Annotated in this window: 12 protein-coding genes and 1 pseudogene; 3 read left to right on the top strand and 10 right to left on the bottom strand. The window is 72.7% G+C overall.

Annotation, left to right across the window (positions count from 1 at the left end; genetic code table 11):
- Nucleotides 1-20: 20 nt before the first annotated feature.
- Complete coding sequence (locus AB0J76_RS41010) at nucleotides 21-581, top strand: RNA polymerase sigma factor (RefSeq protein ID WP_352329026.1); 561 nt, start codon at nucleotides 21-23, stop codon at nucleotides 579-581.
- Nucleotides 578-1,441 (top strand): CU044_5270 family protein, encoded by an 864-nt coding sequence (locus AB0J76_RS41005; RefSeq protein ID WP_352329024.1) that lies wholly within the window; start codon nucleotides 578-580, stop codon nucleotides 1,439-1,441. Before AB0J76_RS41010 ends, AB0J76_RS41005 begins: the two co-directional genes overlap by 4 nt.
- Nucleotides 1,442-1,527: 86 nt before the next feature.
- Here AB0J76_RS41005 and AB0J76_RS41000 read toward each other — a convergent pair whose 3' ends face one another.
- The 7 genes and pseudogenes from AB0J76_RS41000 to AB0J76_RS40970 form a co-directional block, all read right to left on the bottom strand.
- A complete protein-coding gene (locus tag AB0J76_RS41000) occupies nucleotides 1,528-4,704 on the bottom strand; it encodes a S8 family serine peptidase (protein ID WP_352328282.1) in 3,177 nt (1,058 codons plus the stop codon).
- A gap of 79 nt (nucleotides 4,705-4,783) precedes the next feature.
- The gene (locus AB0J76_RS40995; RefSeq protein ID WP_352328283.1) at nucleotides 4,784-5,497 is read right to left on the bottom strand and encodes an HNH endonuclease family protein; all 714 of its coding nucleotides are present in this window, start codon (nucleotides 5,495-5,497) and stop codon (nucleotides 4,784-4,786) included.
- Between the two features lie 208 nt (nucleotides 5,498-5,705).
- Nucleotides 5,706-7,076, bottom strand: coding sequence for a glycosyltransferase family 4 protein (locus AB0J76_RS40990; RefSeq protein ID WP_352328284.1), 1,371 nt, complete (start codon nucleotides 7,074-7,076; stop codon nucleotides 5,706-5,708).
- Between the two features lie 134 nt (nucleotides 7,077-7,210).
- Nucleotides 7,211-10,345 (bottom strand): PDZ domain-containing protein, encoded by a 3,135-nt coding sequence (locus AB0J76_RS40985; RefSeq protein WP_352328285.1) that lies wholly within the window; start codon nucleotides 10,343-10,345, stop codon nucleotides 7,211-7,213.
- 272 nt (nucleotides 10,346-10,617) lie between these two features.
- Entirely contained in the window at nucleotides 10,618-11,169 is a 552-nt protein-coding gene (locus AB0J76_RS40980; protein WP_364392951.1) for a hypothetical protein, read from the bottom strand.
- A gap of 879 nt (nucleotides 11,170-12,048) precedes the next feature.
- Nucleotides 12,049-13,326: pseudogene (locus AB0J76_RS40975) on the bottom strand (GTP-binding protein); the annotation flags it as partial.
- A 167-nt stretch (nucleotides 13,327-13,493) separates the two neighbouring features.
- Nucleotides 13,494-14,537 (bottom strand): Rv2578c family radical SAM protein, encoded by a 1,044-nt coding sequence (locus AB0J76_RS40970; RefSeq protein ID WP_352328163.1) that lies wholly within the window; start codon nucleotides 14,535-14,537, stop codon nucleotides 13,494-13,496.
- A 134-nt stretch (nucleotides 14,538-14,671) separates the two neighbouring features.
- On the opposite strand from AB0J76_RS40970, the gene AB0J76_RS40965 reads away from it, so the two are divergent.
- Nucleotides 14,672-14,950, top strand: coding sequence for a DUF3040 domain-containing protein (locus AB0J76_RS40965; protein ID WP_352328164.1), 279 nt, complete (start codon nucleotides 14,672-14,674; stop codon nucleotides 14,948-14,950).
- 24 nt (nucleotides 14,951-14,974) lie between these two features.
- On the opposite strand, the gene AB0J76_RS40960 is transcribed toward AB0J76_RS40965, so the two are convergent.
- The 3 genes from AB0J76_RS40960 to AB0J76_RS40950 form a co-directional block, all read right to left on the bottom strand.
- On the bottom strand, nucleotides 14,975-15,442 hold the full coding sequence (locus AB0J76_RS40960) for an OsmC family protein (RefSeq protein WP_352328165.1): 468 nt from the start codon (nucleotides 15,440-15,442) through the stop codon (nucleotides 14,975-14,977).
- Nucleotides 15,439-16,083, bottom strand: coding sequence for a GntR family transcriptional regulator (locus AB0J76_RS40955; protein ID WP_352328166.1), 645 nt, complete (start codon nucleotides 16,081-16,083; stop codon nucleotides 15,439-15,441). The genes AB0J76_RS40960 and AB0J76_RS40955 overlap by 4 nt, the downstream gene beginning before the upstream one ends.
- A gap of 86 nt (nucleotides 16,084-16,169) precedes the next feature.
- Nucleotides 16,170-17,744 carry a penicillin-binding transpeptidase domain-containing protein gene (locus tag AB0J76_RS40950; RefSeq protein ID WP_352328167.1) on the bottom strand — a complete coding sequence of 525 codons (1,575 nt, stop codon included), beginning with the start codon at nucleotides 17,742-17,744 and terminating at the stop codon, nucleotides 16,170-16,172.
- Between the last annotated feature and the right edge of the window lie 65 nt (nucleotides 17,745-17,809).

Here is a 17,809-nt window from a genome sequence, read left to right as displayed (position 1 = left end):
CTCATGACGGAGACCGGCACATGACCGCCGACGTGGGCGAGCAGGTGACCGACGCCGCCCTCGTCGCCGGCTACCGGCGGAACCCTGAGCTGTTCACCGCCGTGTACGACCGGTATTTCCATGACGTCTACCGGTACGTGGCCGGACGCCTGGGCGCCCAGGTGGCCGAGGACATCGCCGCCGAGACGTTTCTGCTGGCGTTCGACCGGCGTGACCGCTTCGAGGTGGAAAGAGGTGCTCTGCGGCCCTGGCTGCTCGGCATCGCCACGAACCTGGTGGCCCGGCATCGTCACAAGGAGGCCCGCCGGTACCGGGTGCTGGCCCGGCTCGGCCCCGTGCCGGTCGTGGAAGGGCACGAGAACCGGGTCGTCGCCGCCGCGACCGCGCAGCCGTACCTGGCCATGGCGCTCGCCTCGCTGAACGGCGGCGAGCGTGACGTGCTGCTGCTCCTGGCGCTGGGCCAGCTCAGCTACAACGAGATCGCCCAGGCGCTCGGCATTTCCCTCGGCACGGTGGGGTCGCGGCTCAGCCGGGCCCGCGCCAAGATCCAGGCCATCACCGACAAGGAGACCCACCCATGAACGACCTGGACGAGATCGCCACTCTGCTGGGCGAGCCGGAGCCGTCCGCCGGGGCGGTCGCGCGCGGCCGGGAGCGCCTCAGGCGACGGGCGCGGTCGGGCCGGGCGCGCCGGCGCATGGGCTGGTTCGTCGCGGGAGCCGCCCTGGCCGCCGCCGCCGGATCCGCCGCGGCGGTCGTGTTCACCGCGGGGGCGCCCGCGAGTGACGGCGCGTCGGTCACGGGCAAGGAGGTCCTGCTCATGGCCGCCGTCACCGCGGAACGCACGCCCCAAGGCTCCGGGACGTACTGGCACGTCACGCACAAGGGGTTCGAGACGGGCAGTGCGCCGATGGAGAGCTGGACCAGGCGCGACGGCAGGCGCTGGACCAGGGGCATGGCGGACGGCCCCCCGGACGCCGTCGTACCGGCGCCGGCCGGGCGGACGCTCAGCCTCAAGGGCGCCGAGGTGAGCTTCGAGGAGCTCGAAGGGCTGCCGACGGACCCGGAGGCGCTGAAGGCGTGGATCGTCGCGCGCAAGGGCGAAGAGGCGAACATGTCCGCGTCCGAGATCCGCGGCGATCCCACCCTCACCCTGCTCGCGCTGATCACCGACCTGCCGACGCCCACGGCGGTCCGCTCGGCCGCGTTCCGCGCGCTCGCCGCGACACCGGGGCTGGTGGACGTGGGCGCGGTCGAAGGCGGCCGGCATCTGCGCTTTCCCGACCCCGACGGCGGTGAGGACGACCTCGAACTGGTCGTCGATCCCGACAAGGCCCGGGTGGTCCGCGCCGACCTCGTCATCCTCGACGACGGCAGCGTGGCGTTCAACGCCGGCTTCTTCTCCGTGGACACCGAGTGGACCGACCGGCTCCCTCGGTGAATCGCAGGTCTGCCCGCGACCGGGCACGGGCCGGGGGGACGCCCCGGCCCGTGCCCGGTCCGCCCGCTTGACCGGCGGCTCGGCCGTCAGCCGACAGCGTAGGCGCGGGTCACGGTCTGGGTGACGCCGTCGCCCGCCTGGTCGGTGACGGTGGCGCGCAGCGAGACGTACCCCGGAGTGGTGGGGTTGTCCAGCCGTGCCGTCCAGCCCGATCCGGTCGCCAGGACGCGCACCGGCCGCCACGTCCGCCCGTCGTCGGCGGAGGCCTCCAGCGTGATCGAGGAGACGGCCGCCGCTCGGGCGCCGGGAGCCCGCTCGACCCGGATCGGCACGGTGGTCCGCGAGCCCGGCTCGGCGCGGTTGCCGTCATCGAGGCCCTGCGGTGCGTAGCGCACGGCCATCAGCGGCAGGGGCCGGGCCTTGGCCGTACGGGCGGAGCGGAACGTCCAGACGGCGTCGACGCCCGTGGACAGCCCCGCCTCCGGCCGCCGGGAGGAGGCGGTCAGCGTGTAGGCGGTGTCCGCCTCCGGCAGCCTGGCGGTGAGCACGCACCTCGCGCCCGGGTAGGGGGTGCAGCCGGAGATGCCGGTCCTGGCGATCTCCTTTCCGTTCCCGGTCAGGGTGAGGGTGCCGGTCGCGGTCTCGTCCATGCCGGTACGGCCGGGGACGCCGCTGGTGTACATGCCGTCGATGGGGAAGTCGAGCCTGTCGCCGGTGCGGCTGCCGCCGGTGGCGGCGAACGAGGGGCCGGTCACCGCGGCGTTCCAGAGCTGGGTGAACTTCCTGTCGCGCACCGGGCCGGTGCCGAGCTCGGTCAGGCCGCCCGCCCTGAACTCGTCGTTCCACGCCAACCCCGGCGTGAGGTACCGCGTCAGGCCGCTCGGCAGCGGGATGTCCCAGGTGGTCAGCCCCGCCGAAAGGGCGCCGCCGGGCGGCACCGGCCCGGAGGTCAGCGTGCCGGTGGCGCCAGGGACGGCCGAGCGGTAGGTCTCGCTCGCCTTGACCATGTCCCGGGTCCGCGCGGCGTACCCGGGGGCGTCGGGGAAGCCGTCCGTACGGCGGTCCACGAGGTCGTAGCGGTACGGGCTGGGCGTCGTGTCCTTCTTGGTCCAGACGGTCTGGGCCAGGTAGGCGAACCCCGGTTGCCGCATCGGGAGGACGTGGAAGCCGCCGCGGAAGTTGAACGCGGCCATCGTGGCGTTCCAGGGGCCGTTGACCATGGTGAGCGCGAACGCGGGAGCGGGGACGGCAGTGGGGTCGTCGACCGTGAACGTGAACCGCTTCGCCTCGCGGCCGTCGACCGTCAGCGACACGTCGGCGTCGCCGACCTCGAACGGCCGGTGCGCGAGCGTCAGGCTGTGCTCCGCCCTCCCGACGATCTCGGTGTAGAGGTTCCAGTGTCCCTTCGGCAGCCTGATCCTGGCCGTGCCGCCGTGGAGGACGAGGGTGCGCTGCGCGCCGGTCGCCTGGTCGTAGACGACGCCCTGCACGTCCTCGGCGGCGGCCCCGTCCCTGCCCAGGACGGCCACCGTGACGTCATAGGACTCCGGCTCCACGTACGCCCCGGCCGGGGTGCGGACCACCGTGTCACCGGCCGTGGCGGTGACGATTCCCGGATGGTCGCCGGGGCTCTCGCCCTCGGCGTCGATCGTCACCACGACCGACGCCTGCCCGCCCGCGGGCACCTCCAGCCGCTGTGGCGACAGCGTGAGCACGTCCGAGTCGGTCGCGAGATCCAGGGTGACGGGCGCGGTCCCGGCGTTGGTGTAAGTGATCTTCCCGGTGGCCCGCCGCTCGCCCGGCTGCCCGTACGGGAACGCGGCCCACACGCCGGTGGGAGCGGCGATCACTTCCTGGTCCAGCGAGCGCGGCACGTCCACCCGCCCGGTGCCCTGCTGGTACGGCGTGGCGCCGGCGGTCGGCCGGGCGCTGCCGACGAGCGCCGCCTTGAGCTGCTGCCCGCTCCAGCCGGGGTGGCGCTGGGCGAGGATGGCCGCCGCTCCCGCCACGTGCGGGGCGGCCATCGACGTGCCGCTCATCGCCACGTGGGTTCCGTCGGCGGTGTCCGCCGCGGCGGCGGCCACGATGTCCACGCCGGGGGCGGTGACGTCCGGCTTGACCGCGTGGTCGCCGCTGCGCGGGCCCCTGCTGGAGAAGTCGGCCAACTGGTCGGAGCGGTCCACCGCGCCGACGGTCAGCGCGGCGTCCGCGCTGCCGGGGCTGTTCACGGTGCCCTCGCCGCCGTCGTTGCCCGCGGCCACCACGAACAGGGCGCCCGTCTTCTGCGACAGGGTGTTCACCGCCTGTTCGACGGGGTCGAGGCCGGGTTCGTCGGGGCTGCCGAAACTCATGTTGACGATTCTGGCCTTGACCTCCGTGGCGGCCCACTCCATGCCGGCCAGGATCGCGGAGTCGCTGATCTGCGTGCCCAGCTTGCCGAAGGCGATGCGGGCTCCCGGCGCCACGCCGCGGTACTTCTCGCCGGCGCCGGCGATGATCGAGGTGACGTGCGTGCCGTGCCCGAGACGATCAGTGATGTCGGGCTCGTCGGAGAAGTTCCGCGACTGGGTCACCACGTCCTTCAGGTCGGGATGCGTGGGGTCGTACCCGCTGTCGAGCACGGCGACCGTGACGCCCTGTCCGGTGAGACCCCGCTGCCACGCCTCGGTCGCGCCGATCTGCCGGGTGCTGCGGTCCAGGGTGTACGAACGCCGGCCGTCCAGCCAGACCCTGCCCTTGCCCGCGGCCAGCGTGGACGCCCCGCCGACCAGGCTCCGCCACGTCTCGCTGGCGCTCTTCTTGGCCACCCGCTGCGCCGTCATGCCCAGGCTGGTCAGCCGCCGGGTCGTCGCGGAGCCCTGGAGCGCCGGGGCCGTTCCCGCCGGCGACTGTGTGAGCAGCGGGATGTCGGGCGTGTCCGCGTCGCCGTAACGCCAGGCGAGCAACTGGGTGACGTCGAACAGCCGCTCGTCCAGCACTCCCCGGGCGACCAGGGGCCCGGCGTCGGACGGGACGACGTACAGATGCCCGTCGCGGTATCCGGAGGAGAAGTACACCTCCCGGCCCGCACCCGGCTCCACCCGGAAGCTCCTGCCCGTGACCACGACACGGTCGCCGGTCAGCAGCGTCACGCCCCCGGTCGTGCCGGGGCGCGGCTGTCCGGGGGCTGCCTGGCCCGCGTCGGCCGGGCGGGTTCCCGTGGTCGCGCCCACACTCAGCGTGCCTGCCAGGACCGCTGCCAGCAGTCCCTTGCCTAACGTCATTGATCCTCACAAGAAGAGAAATCGAGCGTTTCTCCTCTTGTTCACAGAAGGGTGGATTCTTCTTCCCTGAGCCCCGGGGCTAGCGGCACTGCGCGAGCATGGCGTTCTTGTCGGCCCTGGTCACGGGCAGGTCGTACTTGAGCGCGACCTGGGCGAACCGGGTGACGTACGCGCAGCGGACGCGGCGCTGGGGAGGCAGCCAGCCGGCCGGGCCGGAGGCGTCCTTCTCCTCGTTGGCGCGGCCGTCGACGGGTAACAGGTTGAGCGGGTCGTTGGCGAAGTCCAGGCGTTTCGCCATCGGCCAGCGCGGCGCGCCCATGCGCCACCCGTAGTTGAGCGGCACCACGTGGTCCACCTGCACCTCGTCGGCCTCGGACTTGTGCCAGGAGATGAGCCGGCCGGTGTAGGGGTCGGTCAGCTCCATGGCGACGACCTCGCAGCTCGACCCGGGCCGGTACTCGACGCCGGTGCCGTCGCGGGCGAGCAGGTCGTCGCGGGTGCGGCAGCCGTTGCGGGCGTAGGGGACGCCGGTGGCGGTGTCGGCCCAGTTCTCGCCGTACCGGCTGCGGGCGTAGCCGGTGTTGGGGCCGCGGCCCTTGACGCGCAAGCGGCCGATGAGGCCGCGCGCCCTGGCCTTGTCGCCGTCGGACAGGATCGGGGCGAGGCCGGGCAACGTCCCGCTGGCGTTGCTGAGGGGGCTGGCGGCGGTGGCGGCGGGGCTCTTGGCGCTGCCGGCGAAGGAAACGACGATGACGGCTCCGGCGAGGATCGCGACGGCGACCTTCGTGCTCAAGCGGCCCTCCGTGGTTCCCGCGGGCGAAGTTGTCTAGAGAATTCCCGCCATCGCCGGATTTGACACAGGAAGGCTTCCGTCACTGATCACCCACACCAGGCGGTTCACGCCGCACCGGTGAAGCGGCAATGACGGCCGCTCGGGATCCCCGGCGCGCGTCTTCGCCGAGCCGGTGGAAGTCCGGCTCGGCGACGTGACGCCCGTTCCGTCAGGCCCGGGGGCCGGCCGGCTCGGTGGCCTCGGCGGGCGTGGCGGCCTCGCCGGGTCCGGTGGCGGCTTCCGGGGTGGCTTCGGGGGCGGCTTCCGGGACGGGGCGGAGCGGGCGGACGTACGTGCCGTTGCGGCGGGCCACCAGTTCGGCCAGCAGCTCGTCCCACTTCTCGCCCACCGCGTTCACGTCGTACGTGCGCGCCGTCTCCAGCGCGGCCGCCGCCAGCGACCGGCGCAGCGGCTCGTCCTCGATGACCCGCATGATCGCGGCCGCCAGGTTGGCGTTGGTGCGCGGCTTGACCAGCAGCCCGTCCACCTCGTCGGTGATCATCTCCTTGGGGCCGTGCGGGCTGTTGAAGCTGACGATGGCCAGCCCCTTGGCCATGGCCTCCAGGATCGTCATCGGGAAGCCCTCGTGCCGCGAGCTGAGCACGAAGATCGACGCCTTCTCCAGCTCGGCCCCCACGTCGCTGGTCGGCCCCGGCAGCTCCACCTTGCCCTCGAGCCCGGCCTCGACGATCTGCGCCGCCAGGTTGTCCTGCTGCGGCCCGGCGCCGAAGATGCGCAGCTTCCAGTCGGGGTGCGCGGCGGCGACGGTCTCCCACGCGGTGATCAGCCGGTGGAAGCCCTTGAGCCGGGTCATCCGGCCCACGGCGACGACGACCTTGGCGTCCAGCCTGGACACCTCGCCGCTCATCGGCGGGACGGCGTTGGGGATGCGCGCCAGCTTCTTCGGCTTCTTCGGCAGCGTGCTGCGGTAGTCGCGCAGGTCGGCCTTGGTGAGGGTGACCAGGGCGTCCATCCGCCGGTACCGCCACTTGATCAGCTTCTGCATCGGCTCGGCCTGGGTGCGCAGGGCCACGTGCTCCTGCCCGATGGTGATCACGCCCGGCTGCGCTAACTGCGCCATGGCCAGGTTGAGCCCGGGACGGGTGGCCATGAGCACGCCGCTGTCGAGCGAGCGGATGTAGCGGGCCAGCTTGTAGTCGGTCCACAGGGTGAAGCGGTGGTAGGCCGTCTCCTCCGGCGGGATCAGCTTGCTGGGGAACTTCGACAACATCGCCCGCAGCGGATCGGGGCTCGGCTTGAGCCGGTCGTCCAGGAAGCGGAAGCGCACCCGCGGGTCGATCGGGAAGAACGGCTCCTCGGCCTCCTTCAGGATGCTGACGATCTCGACGTCGTGCTTCTCGGCCAGGTAACCGGCCAGGTTGAACACCGTCCTGATCGTCCCGCCCATGCCGTTGGCATGCAGGAGCAGGATCCTGATGCGGTCGGTCGACGGCGGCGGCGCGTTGCGTGCCTTGCGGCGGTTGTACCCCCGGTACAACCGGACCATCGCCGACTTCCCCCTGCGTGCCAGTGCGCGCACCTGGACGATCCCCCTTGTGCTCGGTTGCATTCGCGTACGCGCGAGGCCGGTCGTCAGGCCGCGCGCGAGCGGAGTGCACATGTCATCCCCTGTGCGCTTTCCCCGCCTATGATCTTTAGACGCCCAAGAGGATCCTAAGGTTGCATACCTGGCCGATGCGACGGATCCGGCGTATGCGGCGAATGCTCGGCAAGCAGGCCCAGGGCGACGTCGATGGCCCGCTCCAGCTGCGTGTCGATGCCTTTGGCGTAGTCCTGCGGGGTGATGTCGACCTCGATGTCGGGATCCGTGCCGTAGTTCTCCACCTGCCAGCCGACGTCGTCGAAGGCGAAGGAGAACTCCGGCTGCGTGGTCACGGTCCCGTCGGCGAGCCGGTGGCGCGGCCAGATGCCGATCACCCCGCCCCAGGTGCGCTTGCCGACCAGCGGGCCCAGCTTGAGCAGCTTGAAGGTGTGGCTGAAGATGTCGCCGTCCGAGCCCGCCCACTCGTTGGTGATGGCCACCAGCGGCCCGCGCGGCGACTCGGGCGGGTACGGCTCCGGGTCCCCCCACCGCGGGTAGTCGTAGCCGAGCCGCCGCCTGGCCAGTTTCTCCAGCAGCAGCGCCGAGACGTGCCCGCCGCCGTTGAAGCGCACGTCCACGATGAGGGCGTGCCGGTCGTACTCGGCCAGGAAGCCCCGGTGGAACTCGCCGAACCCCTCGGTGCCCATGTCGGGGACGTGCAGGTAGCCGATGCGCCCGCCGGACCGCTCGTGGCACTCGGCGCGGTTGAGGTTCACCCAGTCGCGGTAACGGGCGGGCTGCTCGTCGGCCAGCGCGCGCACGGTCACCGTGAACACCCGCTCCTCGCGTCGCAGGGTCAGCTCCACCTCCTCGCCGGCCTGGTTGACCAGCCGCTCGTTCGGGGTGGCCGCGCGGCCGATGGGCGCGCCGTTGATGGCCAGCACCGCGTCCCCCGGCCGCACGTCCAGCCCCAGGCGGTTCAGCGGCGAGGTGGCCTCGGGGTCCCACGGGTCGCCGGTGACGATCGCGCGCACGTGGTATACGCCGTCCCGGTAGTCCCAGTCGACGCCCAGCTTGCCCTGGCTGTAGTCCGGCCCGGGACGGTACTCCCCGCCGCTCTCGTAGGCGTGGCTGGTGCCCAGCTCGCCGTGCAGCTCCCACAGCAGGTCGGAGAACTCGCCCCGGGTGGTGACCCGGTCCACCAGCGGCTCGTAACGCCGGTAGACGCCCGGCCAGTCGATGCCGGCCATGTCCTCGGTCCAGAAGTTCTCCCGCTGCAGCCGCCACGCCTCCCGGAACATCTGCCGCCACTCCGACTCCGGCGCCACCGACACCTTGATGCGCGACAGGTCGATCCAGCCGCTCTCGCGGCCCGGCGGGTCGTCGTCGTGCTCGGGCACCTCGCCGGCCCTGACCACGCGCAGCCGGCTGCCGGCCCGGTACAGCAGCGTCTTGTGGTCGCGGCCCAGCTCGAACGCGGTGACGCCGTCGGCGAACGTCTCGTTCCTGCCCTTGGCGAAGTCGTACAGGTGCAGGGTGTTCTCGCCCTCCAGCGGGCTGGTCAGCAGCAGCGCCTTGCCCTTGAGCCCGGCCACCCCCTCGTAGCGGCCCTCCGGCAGCGGGAAGGCGGTGACGCGGGCGGCCAGCCCGTCCAGGTCCACCCGGACGGCCTCCGCCGGCTCGTCCTCCTCCTCGTCCTTGCCGTTGAGCGGACGCCGTCCGGGCACGAACGGGTCGGGCGCGTCGGCCCGCAGCGCGATCGCGTACGGCCGGGTGCCCAGCGGGAAGCCCAGGTCGAACTGCAACTGGTCGTAGACGGGCGAGAAGACCCGCTGGCCGATGAAGTACAGGTAGCGGCCCTGGGGGTCGAAGGCCGGCATCGAGTCCTTGAGCACCGGCTCGGAGGCGGCCACCGTCCGGCCGGTCTCCGGGTGGTGCAGCTTGATCGCGGTCGTCTGGGCGTTGAGCGGCCCGGCGTAGGCCAGCCACTGCCCGTCGTGCGACCAGGCCGGGTCCTCGGGCGGCCCGTGCGGGTTGCGTTCCACCAGGGTGGCCGCGCCCGTGGCCAGGTCCAGCAGGTACAGCTCGTGGCGATGGTTGACGACGGCCACGCGGTCGTGCGCGGGGTCGGGGACCAGCTCGTTGATCCGGCCCAGCCGGGCCACCTCGACGCCGCAGCCGCCCTCGTGGCCCTCCAGGACGACCAGCGTCTCCTCGTCGGACTCGCCGCTGGCCGCGGCGATCAGCCGCACGCCGTCGTTCAGCCAGGTCAGGAAGCGGTAGCGGACGCCGTCCGGCTCGCCGTGCTGGCTCACCGGGCCCTCCCAGTCGGCCATCGCGTACGCCTTGCCGCGCGAGGTGATCGCCAGCGCGCTGCCGTCCGGGCTGAGGGTCGCGCTGTCGAGGTAGTCCTCGGCGTCGACGAACCGGCGGTTGCGCTGCGTCCTGGAGCTGGCCAGCCGCACCTCCAGCCGCCTGGGCCCGTCGTCCGGCCCGTCGTCCGGCTCCTCGTCCGGCTCCAGCAGGTACAGGTCGGCGCCGGCGTGGTAGACCAGCCGGTGGCCGTCGCCGGACAGGTTGCGCGCGTAGTAATCCTCGTGGTGGGTGTGCCTGCGCAGGTCGCCGCCGTCCGGAAGGCAGGAGTAGACGTTGCCGACCCCCTCGTGGTCGGACAGGAAGCAGACCCGCCGGCCGCTCCAGCACGGCGAGGCCAGGTTCCCCGGCAGCCGGATCAGCCGCCTGAACTCGCCGTCGCCGTCGGTGTCGATCCACAGGTCGCCGACCGTGCCGCCGCGGTAGCGCTTCCAGCGCGCGGGGTCGGCGGTGTTGCGGCCGAGCACGATCATCCCGTCGGGGCCGTGGGCGATCGAGTTCGCCGGTCCGTACGGCAGCCGCTGCGGCACCCCGCCCGGCGCCACGCGGTGCAGCCATTTGCGCCCGGCGAACGGCTGGGACTGGTCGCTGGCGTACAGGATGCGGCCCTCGTGGTCCCAGCCGGTGACCGTGCAGCGGGCGCCGTGGAAGGTGACCCGGCGCGCGGCGCCGCCGACGGCCGGCATCACGTAGACCTCCTCCGGGCCCTCCTCCCGGCCGACGAACGCGATCTGGTCGCCACGCGGGGAGATGCGCGGGTAGCCGGCCTCGGCCGCGCCGGCGGTCAGGCGGAACGCGCGGCCGCCCTGGGCCGAGACCATCCACAGGTCGTCCTCGGCGGCGAAGACCACCACGTCCTGAAAGACAGTGGGAAAGCGGAGATAGGCCGACATGTGCGCAGCTCCTCTTCCACCGGACAGCCGGGGGCCGCCGGCCCCCGGCTGCGCGATTCACCTCACGGGGTCATCCCTCGTCGGTCCTTCTGGTTTCCTTCTTGGTCTCCTTGGCCTGGCGGCTCGTCTTGATCGCCTGCTTCTTGGCCTTGCCCGACTTGGTGGCCGGTTTCTTCTTCGTGTCAGCCATCGTTTCCCCCTGAAACGGTTGCGCCCGATTGGCACACTATGGCGGATTAATACCCATCTATCCCAGATAACCGACATACCGCCTATCGCACACTAATCGGGCGATCTCCGGACGGACGTGACCACCACACCCCCTCGCCGCGCGACAGCCCCGGCAGCCGCCGCTCGGCCTCGTGCACGGCCGCCGCCGGGATCTCCCCTTCGAGCACCCACGTCCCGTCCCGCCTGCTCGTGCCGTCCAGGACCGCGCCCAGCCCGGCCAGGCGGGACGACACGGCGGCGAAGGCGTCGGCGGGCACCTCCGCCTCGAAACGGTGACACGGCTCGTACACCCTGGTGCCGGCCCTGCGCAGCGCCGCGGCCAGCACGGCCCGCGCCTGCCCGCGGAAGTCGCCGGCGGTCGTGACCGGGGAGGCGTAACCCGTCGCCGTCAGCGTGACCAGCACGTCGGTGACCGGCCACCCGTGCGGGCCCGCCCCCAGGCCGCCCCGCACGCTCTCCTCGATCGCCCGGTGGAAGGCCATCGGCAACGAGCCCAGATCGACCTCCAGCCGGTAGAGCACGCCCGAGCCCGGCGCGGCCGGCTCGACCCGCAGGCCCACGGTCGCCATGAACGCGTCCCCGGCCTGGCGCATCTCCTCACGGGCCGTCCCGGTGCCCGCCGGACGCTCGAAGTACACCGGACGGCTCGGCTCGAACTCCGCCTCCACGCCGAAGTCCCTGGCCAGGGTCTCGCCGATGACCTCCTTCTGGACCTCGCCGTACAGCAGGACCGACGTCCGGCCGCCGGGCAGCGTACGGGTGCCGATCAGCGGGTCCTGCTCGGCCAGCGCGACCAGCGCGGCGTGCAGGCGCGGCTCCTGGCCGGGGACCCGGGGGCGTACGACGGTCTCCAGGCTGGGCGGCGTGAAGTGGGCCTGCCCCGCCGGGCCCGGCTCGCCCAGCCGGTCGCCGACCCGGATCCCGGGCACGCCCCGGACCGTGGCGATGTCGCCCGCCACCGCCACCCGCGCCCCGGACCCGACGACGACCACCCCACTCGGCCGCCCCTCGTACGCATGGACGCCCCCACCCGGCTCCCGCCGCAGCAACGTCAGCCGCTCCCGCGCCCGCAGTTCCCCGCTCCACATCCGCAGATACGCCACCTTCTCCCCACCCCGCCCCCGCTCCACCACAAACACCACACCCACCGCCGTCGTTGCAGCCACCGTCGTTTGTGTAGCCGCCGCCGTCGTGGGTGTCGCCGTTGCTGGCGTGGTCGTCGCGGGCTCGGCCGTCATGCCGCGACCCCCATGACGGTCCAGCTCCACGGCCCCCGCCAGCCCAACGGCCCCACCTCCGGCCGCCGCCGGTCCGACAGGCCCGCCTCTGGGCGTCACCGGTTCGACGGGCCTGCCTCCGGCTTTCGCCAGCTCGACGGGTCCGCCTTCGGCCGCCGCCGTCATGCGGCCGGCGCTTCTACCCGCGCCGGCCGGCGGCTGGGGAACCGCGGGCAGCAGCCGGACCGCCCCGAGCAGCTCGGCCACCCCCTCGCCGGTGATCGCCGACCCGAACAACACCGGATGCGCCTCGCCCGCCGCGCACTGCGCCGCAAGCGCCTCCCGCACCCGCCCCGCCCCCGGAACCACGTCATCGACGAGCAACTCCAACAGCCCGTCATCCCCCTCAGCCAACAGCTCAGCCGCCACCATCCCAGCCGCCTCCAAGCCGTCCCCTGCGTCGGCCCCTGCCTCCACGTCGGCCCCCGCGCCGGCCACTGCGTCGGCTCTGAGGTCGGCCCGCGCGCTGACCCCCGCCTCAGGCCCTGCCTCGGGACTCGCGTGGGGCCTCACGTCGGGCCTCGCGTCATGCGCCGTCTCGGGCTCCGTACTGGCGGGATCGGCATCGACGGGCCCAGTGGCCCGCACCACCTCCTTCGAGCCGCCGCCCGCCACCCCTGAGCGGGGAGCACCCCCAGAGGCCGGGGGAGCGACGACGGGGGAGCGGGATGCGACGGCCGGGTCGCCGGAACCCGCCCCGGACGTCGAGGAAGTCAAGGGGAGGGGTCGGGTTGCGGGGGCCGGGTCCCTGGGAGCGGCCCCGGAGGACGGGGAAACGGAGGCGATGGGCTCGGAGGGAGCCGGGCCGCGGGAAGCGGGCCCGGACGCGAGGGGCCCGGAGGTGATGGGCTCGGAGGGAGCCGGGCCGCGGGAAGCGGGCCCGGAGGCGAGGGGAGGGGAGGCGAGGGGGTGAGGGGGCGGGGCGCTCGGGGTGGTGCTGAAGGGAGGTGGGGCGAAGGTGAAGGAGTGGGTGGTGGCGGACGGGCCGCCGATGCCGCTCACCGTGTTGAGCGCGACCGCTCGCGGCGACAACCACCGCCGGACCTCGGCGAGCACCCCCGCCTCCCGGGCCCCCATCCGGTCGATCTTGTTCACGAAGATCAGCGTGGGCAGCCGCAACCGCCGCAGCGTCTTCATCAGGACGCGCGTGTGCGGCTGCACGCCTTCCACGGCCGACACCACCAGGACGGCGCCGTCGAGCACGCCGAGCGCGCGTTCGACCTCGGCCACGAAGTCGGCGTGGCCCGGCGTGTCCACCAGGTTGACCCGCAGGTCGCCCATGGTGAACGAGGCCACCGCCGAGCGGATGGTGATGCCGCGGCGGCGTTCGATCTCGCCGCTGTCGGTCTGCGTGCTGCCGTCGTCGACGCTGCCGAGGCGCGCGATGACCCCGGTCTCGAACAGCAGCCGCTCAGTGAGGCTGGTCTTGCCCGCGTCTACGTGCGCGAGGATGCCGATGTTCAGGATGTGCATGAGTGGTGGAGCCCTCGAGAACTCTCGTGCCAATGGGGCGCTGGAAGATCTCTGGGCGGCGCCGCATCTCGTGCTCCTGAACGTCGTCCGGCTGGTGCCCGGTCATCCTGCCAGCGGGGCGGGCCGGCGGGCCACCGATTTAAACCGGCTCATACCAGTCATACGGGTCACAACAGGCGAAGCTGCTCCGGCTCGGCGACGGCCGGGACGGCGCCGGGCGTCCGGCGGGGCGGCACGCGGCGGGCCATGGCGGGCGTGGCTCTGCCGACCCCGTGGCGCCGGGCCAGCTCCTTGACCTGGGCGACGACGCGGTCCTGGTAGGAGGCGGGGGCGTAGGCGCCGCGGCCGTACAGCTCCAGATAGCGCGGCACCAGTCGCGGGTGCTCGCGCCCGAGCCAGCTCAGCCACCACTCGCGCGCCCCCGGCCGCAGGTGCAGGACGATCGGGGCGACGTGGGTCGCGCCGGCCTCGGCGATCTCCTTGACGGTGCGTTCGAGCTGGGCGGGGGAGTCGGTCAGGTACGGCAGGATCGGCGCCATCAGCACCCCGCACGCCACGCCGTTGTCGTTGAGCGTGGCGCACGCCTCCAGCCGCCGCCGCGGGTTGGGCGTTCCGGGCTCGGCCCCGCGCCACACCGTCTCGTCGACGAAGCCGACCGACATGCTCGTGCTGACGTCGGTGACCTCGGCCGCCTCGGTGAGCAGATCGAGGTCGCGCAGGATCAGCGTGCCCTTGGTGAGCACCGAGAACGGGTTCGCGGCGTCGCGCAGCGCGGCCAGGATGCCCCGCATGAGCCGGTAGCGGCCCTCGGCGCGCTGGTAGCAGTCGACGTTGGTGCCCATGGCCACGTGGTGGCCGCCCCAGCGGGCCGCGGCCAGCTCCTTGCGGGCCAGCTCGGCCGCGTTGACCTTGACGACGATCTGCGAGTCGAAGTCGGCCCCGGCGTCGAGATCGAGGTATTCGTGCGTCTTGCGGGCGAAGCAGTAGACGCAGCGATGCCCGCACCCGCGGTAGGGGTTGATCGTGTACTCGAACGGCACCCGGCTCGCCCCCGGCACCCGGTTGATGACGGACCGGGCCTGGACCTCGTAGAAGGTCATCCCCCTGAACTCGGGCGTGTCGAACGTACGGGTGACCGCGCCGCGGGCGAACAACGGCACGGCTGGATCGGCCTGACCAGGCCCGGTCAGGCGCAGGTTGTCCCAGCGCATCCCATGATTAGAACAAAGGTTCGAGCGTGATCGCAAACCGAAAAGAGGCGGTAATTAGGGGGTCACGTCAAGGCTAATGATCTTCATGGTTGGGGAGGAATACGCCACAGTGCTTGCGTTCCGGAGGTGCGTCTATGGCCTGGTCGCAGGACGAGGAGCGAATGCTGGCCCAGATCGAGCAGCACCTCGTCGACGACGATCCGCGGCTCGTCGCCCGGCTCGAGTCGTTCAACGAGCGGGCCCGTCGCAGCGAGGCGCGGGCGAAGGGGCAGCCGGGCCACAGGCGGCCACGCCGGTCGACGGTCATCATCGTGATCAGCTGGGTGCTCATCGCGACGCTGGTGGCCACCCTGCTGATCATGGTGCTCCAGCACGAGGCCGCCACCGCCGTGGCGCTGGCCGCCTCGCGCTGACCTCTCCCGGATCGTCGGCCTGCCTCAGGCCGTGCGGACGGTCGGCTCGTGGCGTACCGGGAAGTTGACCGAGGCGGCGATGAAGCACGCCTTGTGGGCGTCCTCGTGCAGGCGGGCGGCGGTCTCGGCCATCTCCGGCGCGGCCACGGTCACCTCGGGGCGCAGCACGACCTCGGTGAAGTGGCCGCCGGTCCTGCTCTCGGCCATGGTGCCCGCCGCGTGGTCGGCGTACGAGGTGACCACGACGCCCGCCTCGGCGCACAGGTGCAGATACCACAACATGTGGCACTGGGAGAGCGAGCCGACCAGCAGCTGCTCGGGGTTCCAGCGGGCGGGGTCGCCGCGGAAGGCCGGGTCGGAGCTGCCCGCGATGACCGGCGGGCCCTCGGCGGACAGGTTGTGGTCGCGGTCGTAGTCGCGGTAGCCGCTGGTGCCGGTGCCCCGGTTGCCGGTCCAGGTCACGGTGGTGGTGTACGTGTGGTGGCGGGTCATTCGGGTTCGTCCTTGCTGTGAGTGACGGCGCGGGTGTCGAGGACGTGCGCGCGGGCGATGGCCGCGGCGTCCTGCGGCCGGGCCTCGCTGATCGCGGCGAGAAGCTGTTCGTGCTGGCCGGAGACGTGCGCCGGACGTGACGGCGGCGCCAGCGAGCGCAACGTGGACACCTGGATCTGGTCCCACACGCGCTCCAGCGTGTGCAGCGCGACGGCGTTGGCCGCCAGTTCGGCGATCCGCCGGTGGAAGCGGCGGTTGAGCCCGACGGCCTCGCCGAGCCGGCCCTGCGCGGTGGCGGCCGCCGTAGCGTCGGCGACCTGCCGCAGCGAGGCCAGGTCGGCGGGGGCGATGCGCCCCTCGCCCTGGCGGGTGGCCGCCAGCTCGGCCGTGAGCGCCTCCAGGGCCGCCCGCACCTGGTAGGCGTCCTCCAGCGCGGACGGCTCCAGGGCCACGACGACCACCCCCCGCCCGGCCGGGCGCACCAGCCCGTCGGCGGTCAGCGCCCGCAGCGCCTCGCGCACCGGGGTGCGGCTCATCTCCAGGCCCGCCGCGACCTCCGTCTCGGTCAGCCGCGCCCCTGGCGGGTAGGTGCCGTCGAGGATCAGCTCCCGCAACCGGCTCCAGGCCACATCGCTCTGCACGGACACGACTCTAGCTCTTTGCATACATTGCATGCAATGCACGACCGGCCTTGGGAGAGGAGGCACGAGCTGTCCTTGAGGAGAGGTCAGAGGCCCTTGAGGAAGGTGGCCGCGACCGGGGCAGCGACCTTGCCGCCCGTGCCGCCCCCCTCCACGACCACCGCGAAGGCCACGTCGCCCTTGAACCCCATGAACCAGGCGTGGGTGTCGAGCTTGTCGCCGGTGCCGAACTCGGCCGTGCCGGTCTTGCCGTGGGTGCCGGCGGGCAGGCCGCTGCCCCTGGCGGTGCCCTTGGAGACCACGGCCGCCATCATGCTGTGCAGCTGCTCCTTGACCCCCTTGGGCAGCGGCTGCTCGTCGGCCTGCTGCTTGAGCGAGGGCACCAGCGTGGGCGGCCGCCACGTGCCGTCGGCGATGGCGGCGGCGACCGAGGCCATCGACAGCGGGCTCGCGGTGATCCTGCCCTGGCCGAAGGACTCGGCGGCCAGCTCGGCGTCGGACTGGGCCCGCGGGAAGCTGGCCTTCGTGGCCGGCACGCCGATGTTGAGCGGCTGGTTGAAGCCGACGCCTTCTGCCGTCTTGAGCAGCTTGTCGGCGCCGAGCCGCTGTTCGGCCAGCGGCGCGAAGGTGGTGTTGCAGGAGTGGGCGAAGGAGTCGAGGAAGGACAGCGAGCCGAACTCCTCCTTCTCCGAGTTGCGGATCTTCAGCCCGCCGACGGTGGCGTACATCGGGCAGGTGACCTTGTCGGCGGGCGACAGGCCGGCCGCCAGCAGGCCGATCGCGGTGACCGCCTTGAACGTGGAGCCGGGCGGGTAGCGGCCGTCGAGGGCCCGGTTGAAGCCGCCCTGGTTGTTGACCACGGCCAGGATCTCGCCCGTGGAGGCCCGGATGGCGACCATGGAGGTGGGCTTGGTGACGTCTTTGACCGCGGTCACGGCCGCCGCCTGCGCCCGCGGGTCGAGCGAGGTCTCGACGGGCTTGCCGTCGGTGCCCTCGATGGTGCCGAGGGTCTTGCCGCCGAGCTGGATCTGCGTGGTGGGGGTGCCGGCCAGCCGCTTCTGGAACGTCTCCTGCAGGCCGCCGCGCCCGATCGCCTGCCCCACCTTGTAGGAGGTGCCGAGCTTGGCGACGTCCTTCTTGGTGGCCTTGTCGAGGTAGCCGACGAGCTGCTGCACCGAGCCGCCGGACGTGCCGGTGTCGATGCGGCCGCCGTCGGCGTCGGTGATCTTCGCGCGCTGCGGCCAGCTCGTCTTGAGGGCGAACGCCGCACCCGCGGTCAGCTGCGGGTGCAGCGTGGCAGGCCGCCAGTCGACCTTCCACGTGCGGTCGGCCACCACCAGGTCGAGCTGCCCGTCGTAGGACCAGGAGCCGATGTTCTTCAGCGCCAGGGTCGCGGTGTAGGGCACCTTGGCCCGGCCGTCGCCCTCGACGACGCGCCCCAGCTTGACCGTGGCCGACTCGACGCCGAGCGCGGCGCGCTGCTGGTCGTAGGCGGTGAGCTGCTGCCGGGCGGCCAGCTCGGCGGTCATGGCGGCCTTGTCGCCGGCCTGCCAGGCGGCGGCGAAGCGCTGCGCCGTCTCGCCCGGCGTGCCCTTGGTGCGCAGCAGGTAGTAGGCGCCCCCGCCCGCGGCCCCCGCCACGAGCACGGCGGACACCGACACGATCGCGATGGTACGGCCCCGCGCCACTGGTCAGCCCCCCGGTCCTCGACGTCAGGTGTCAGAGC

The organism is Nonomuraea sp. NPDC049624 (genome assembly GCF_040675255.1).
Lineage (GTDB): Bacteria > Actinomycetota > Actinomycetes > Streptosporangiales > Streptosporangiaceae > Nonomuraea.
The sequence above is the reverse complement of the archived record's forward strand: the minus strand, read 5'-3'. Positions and strand labels throughout refer to the sequence as shown.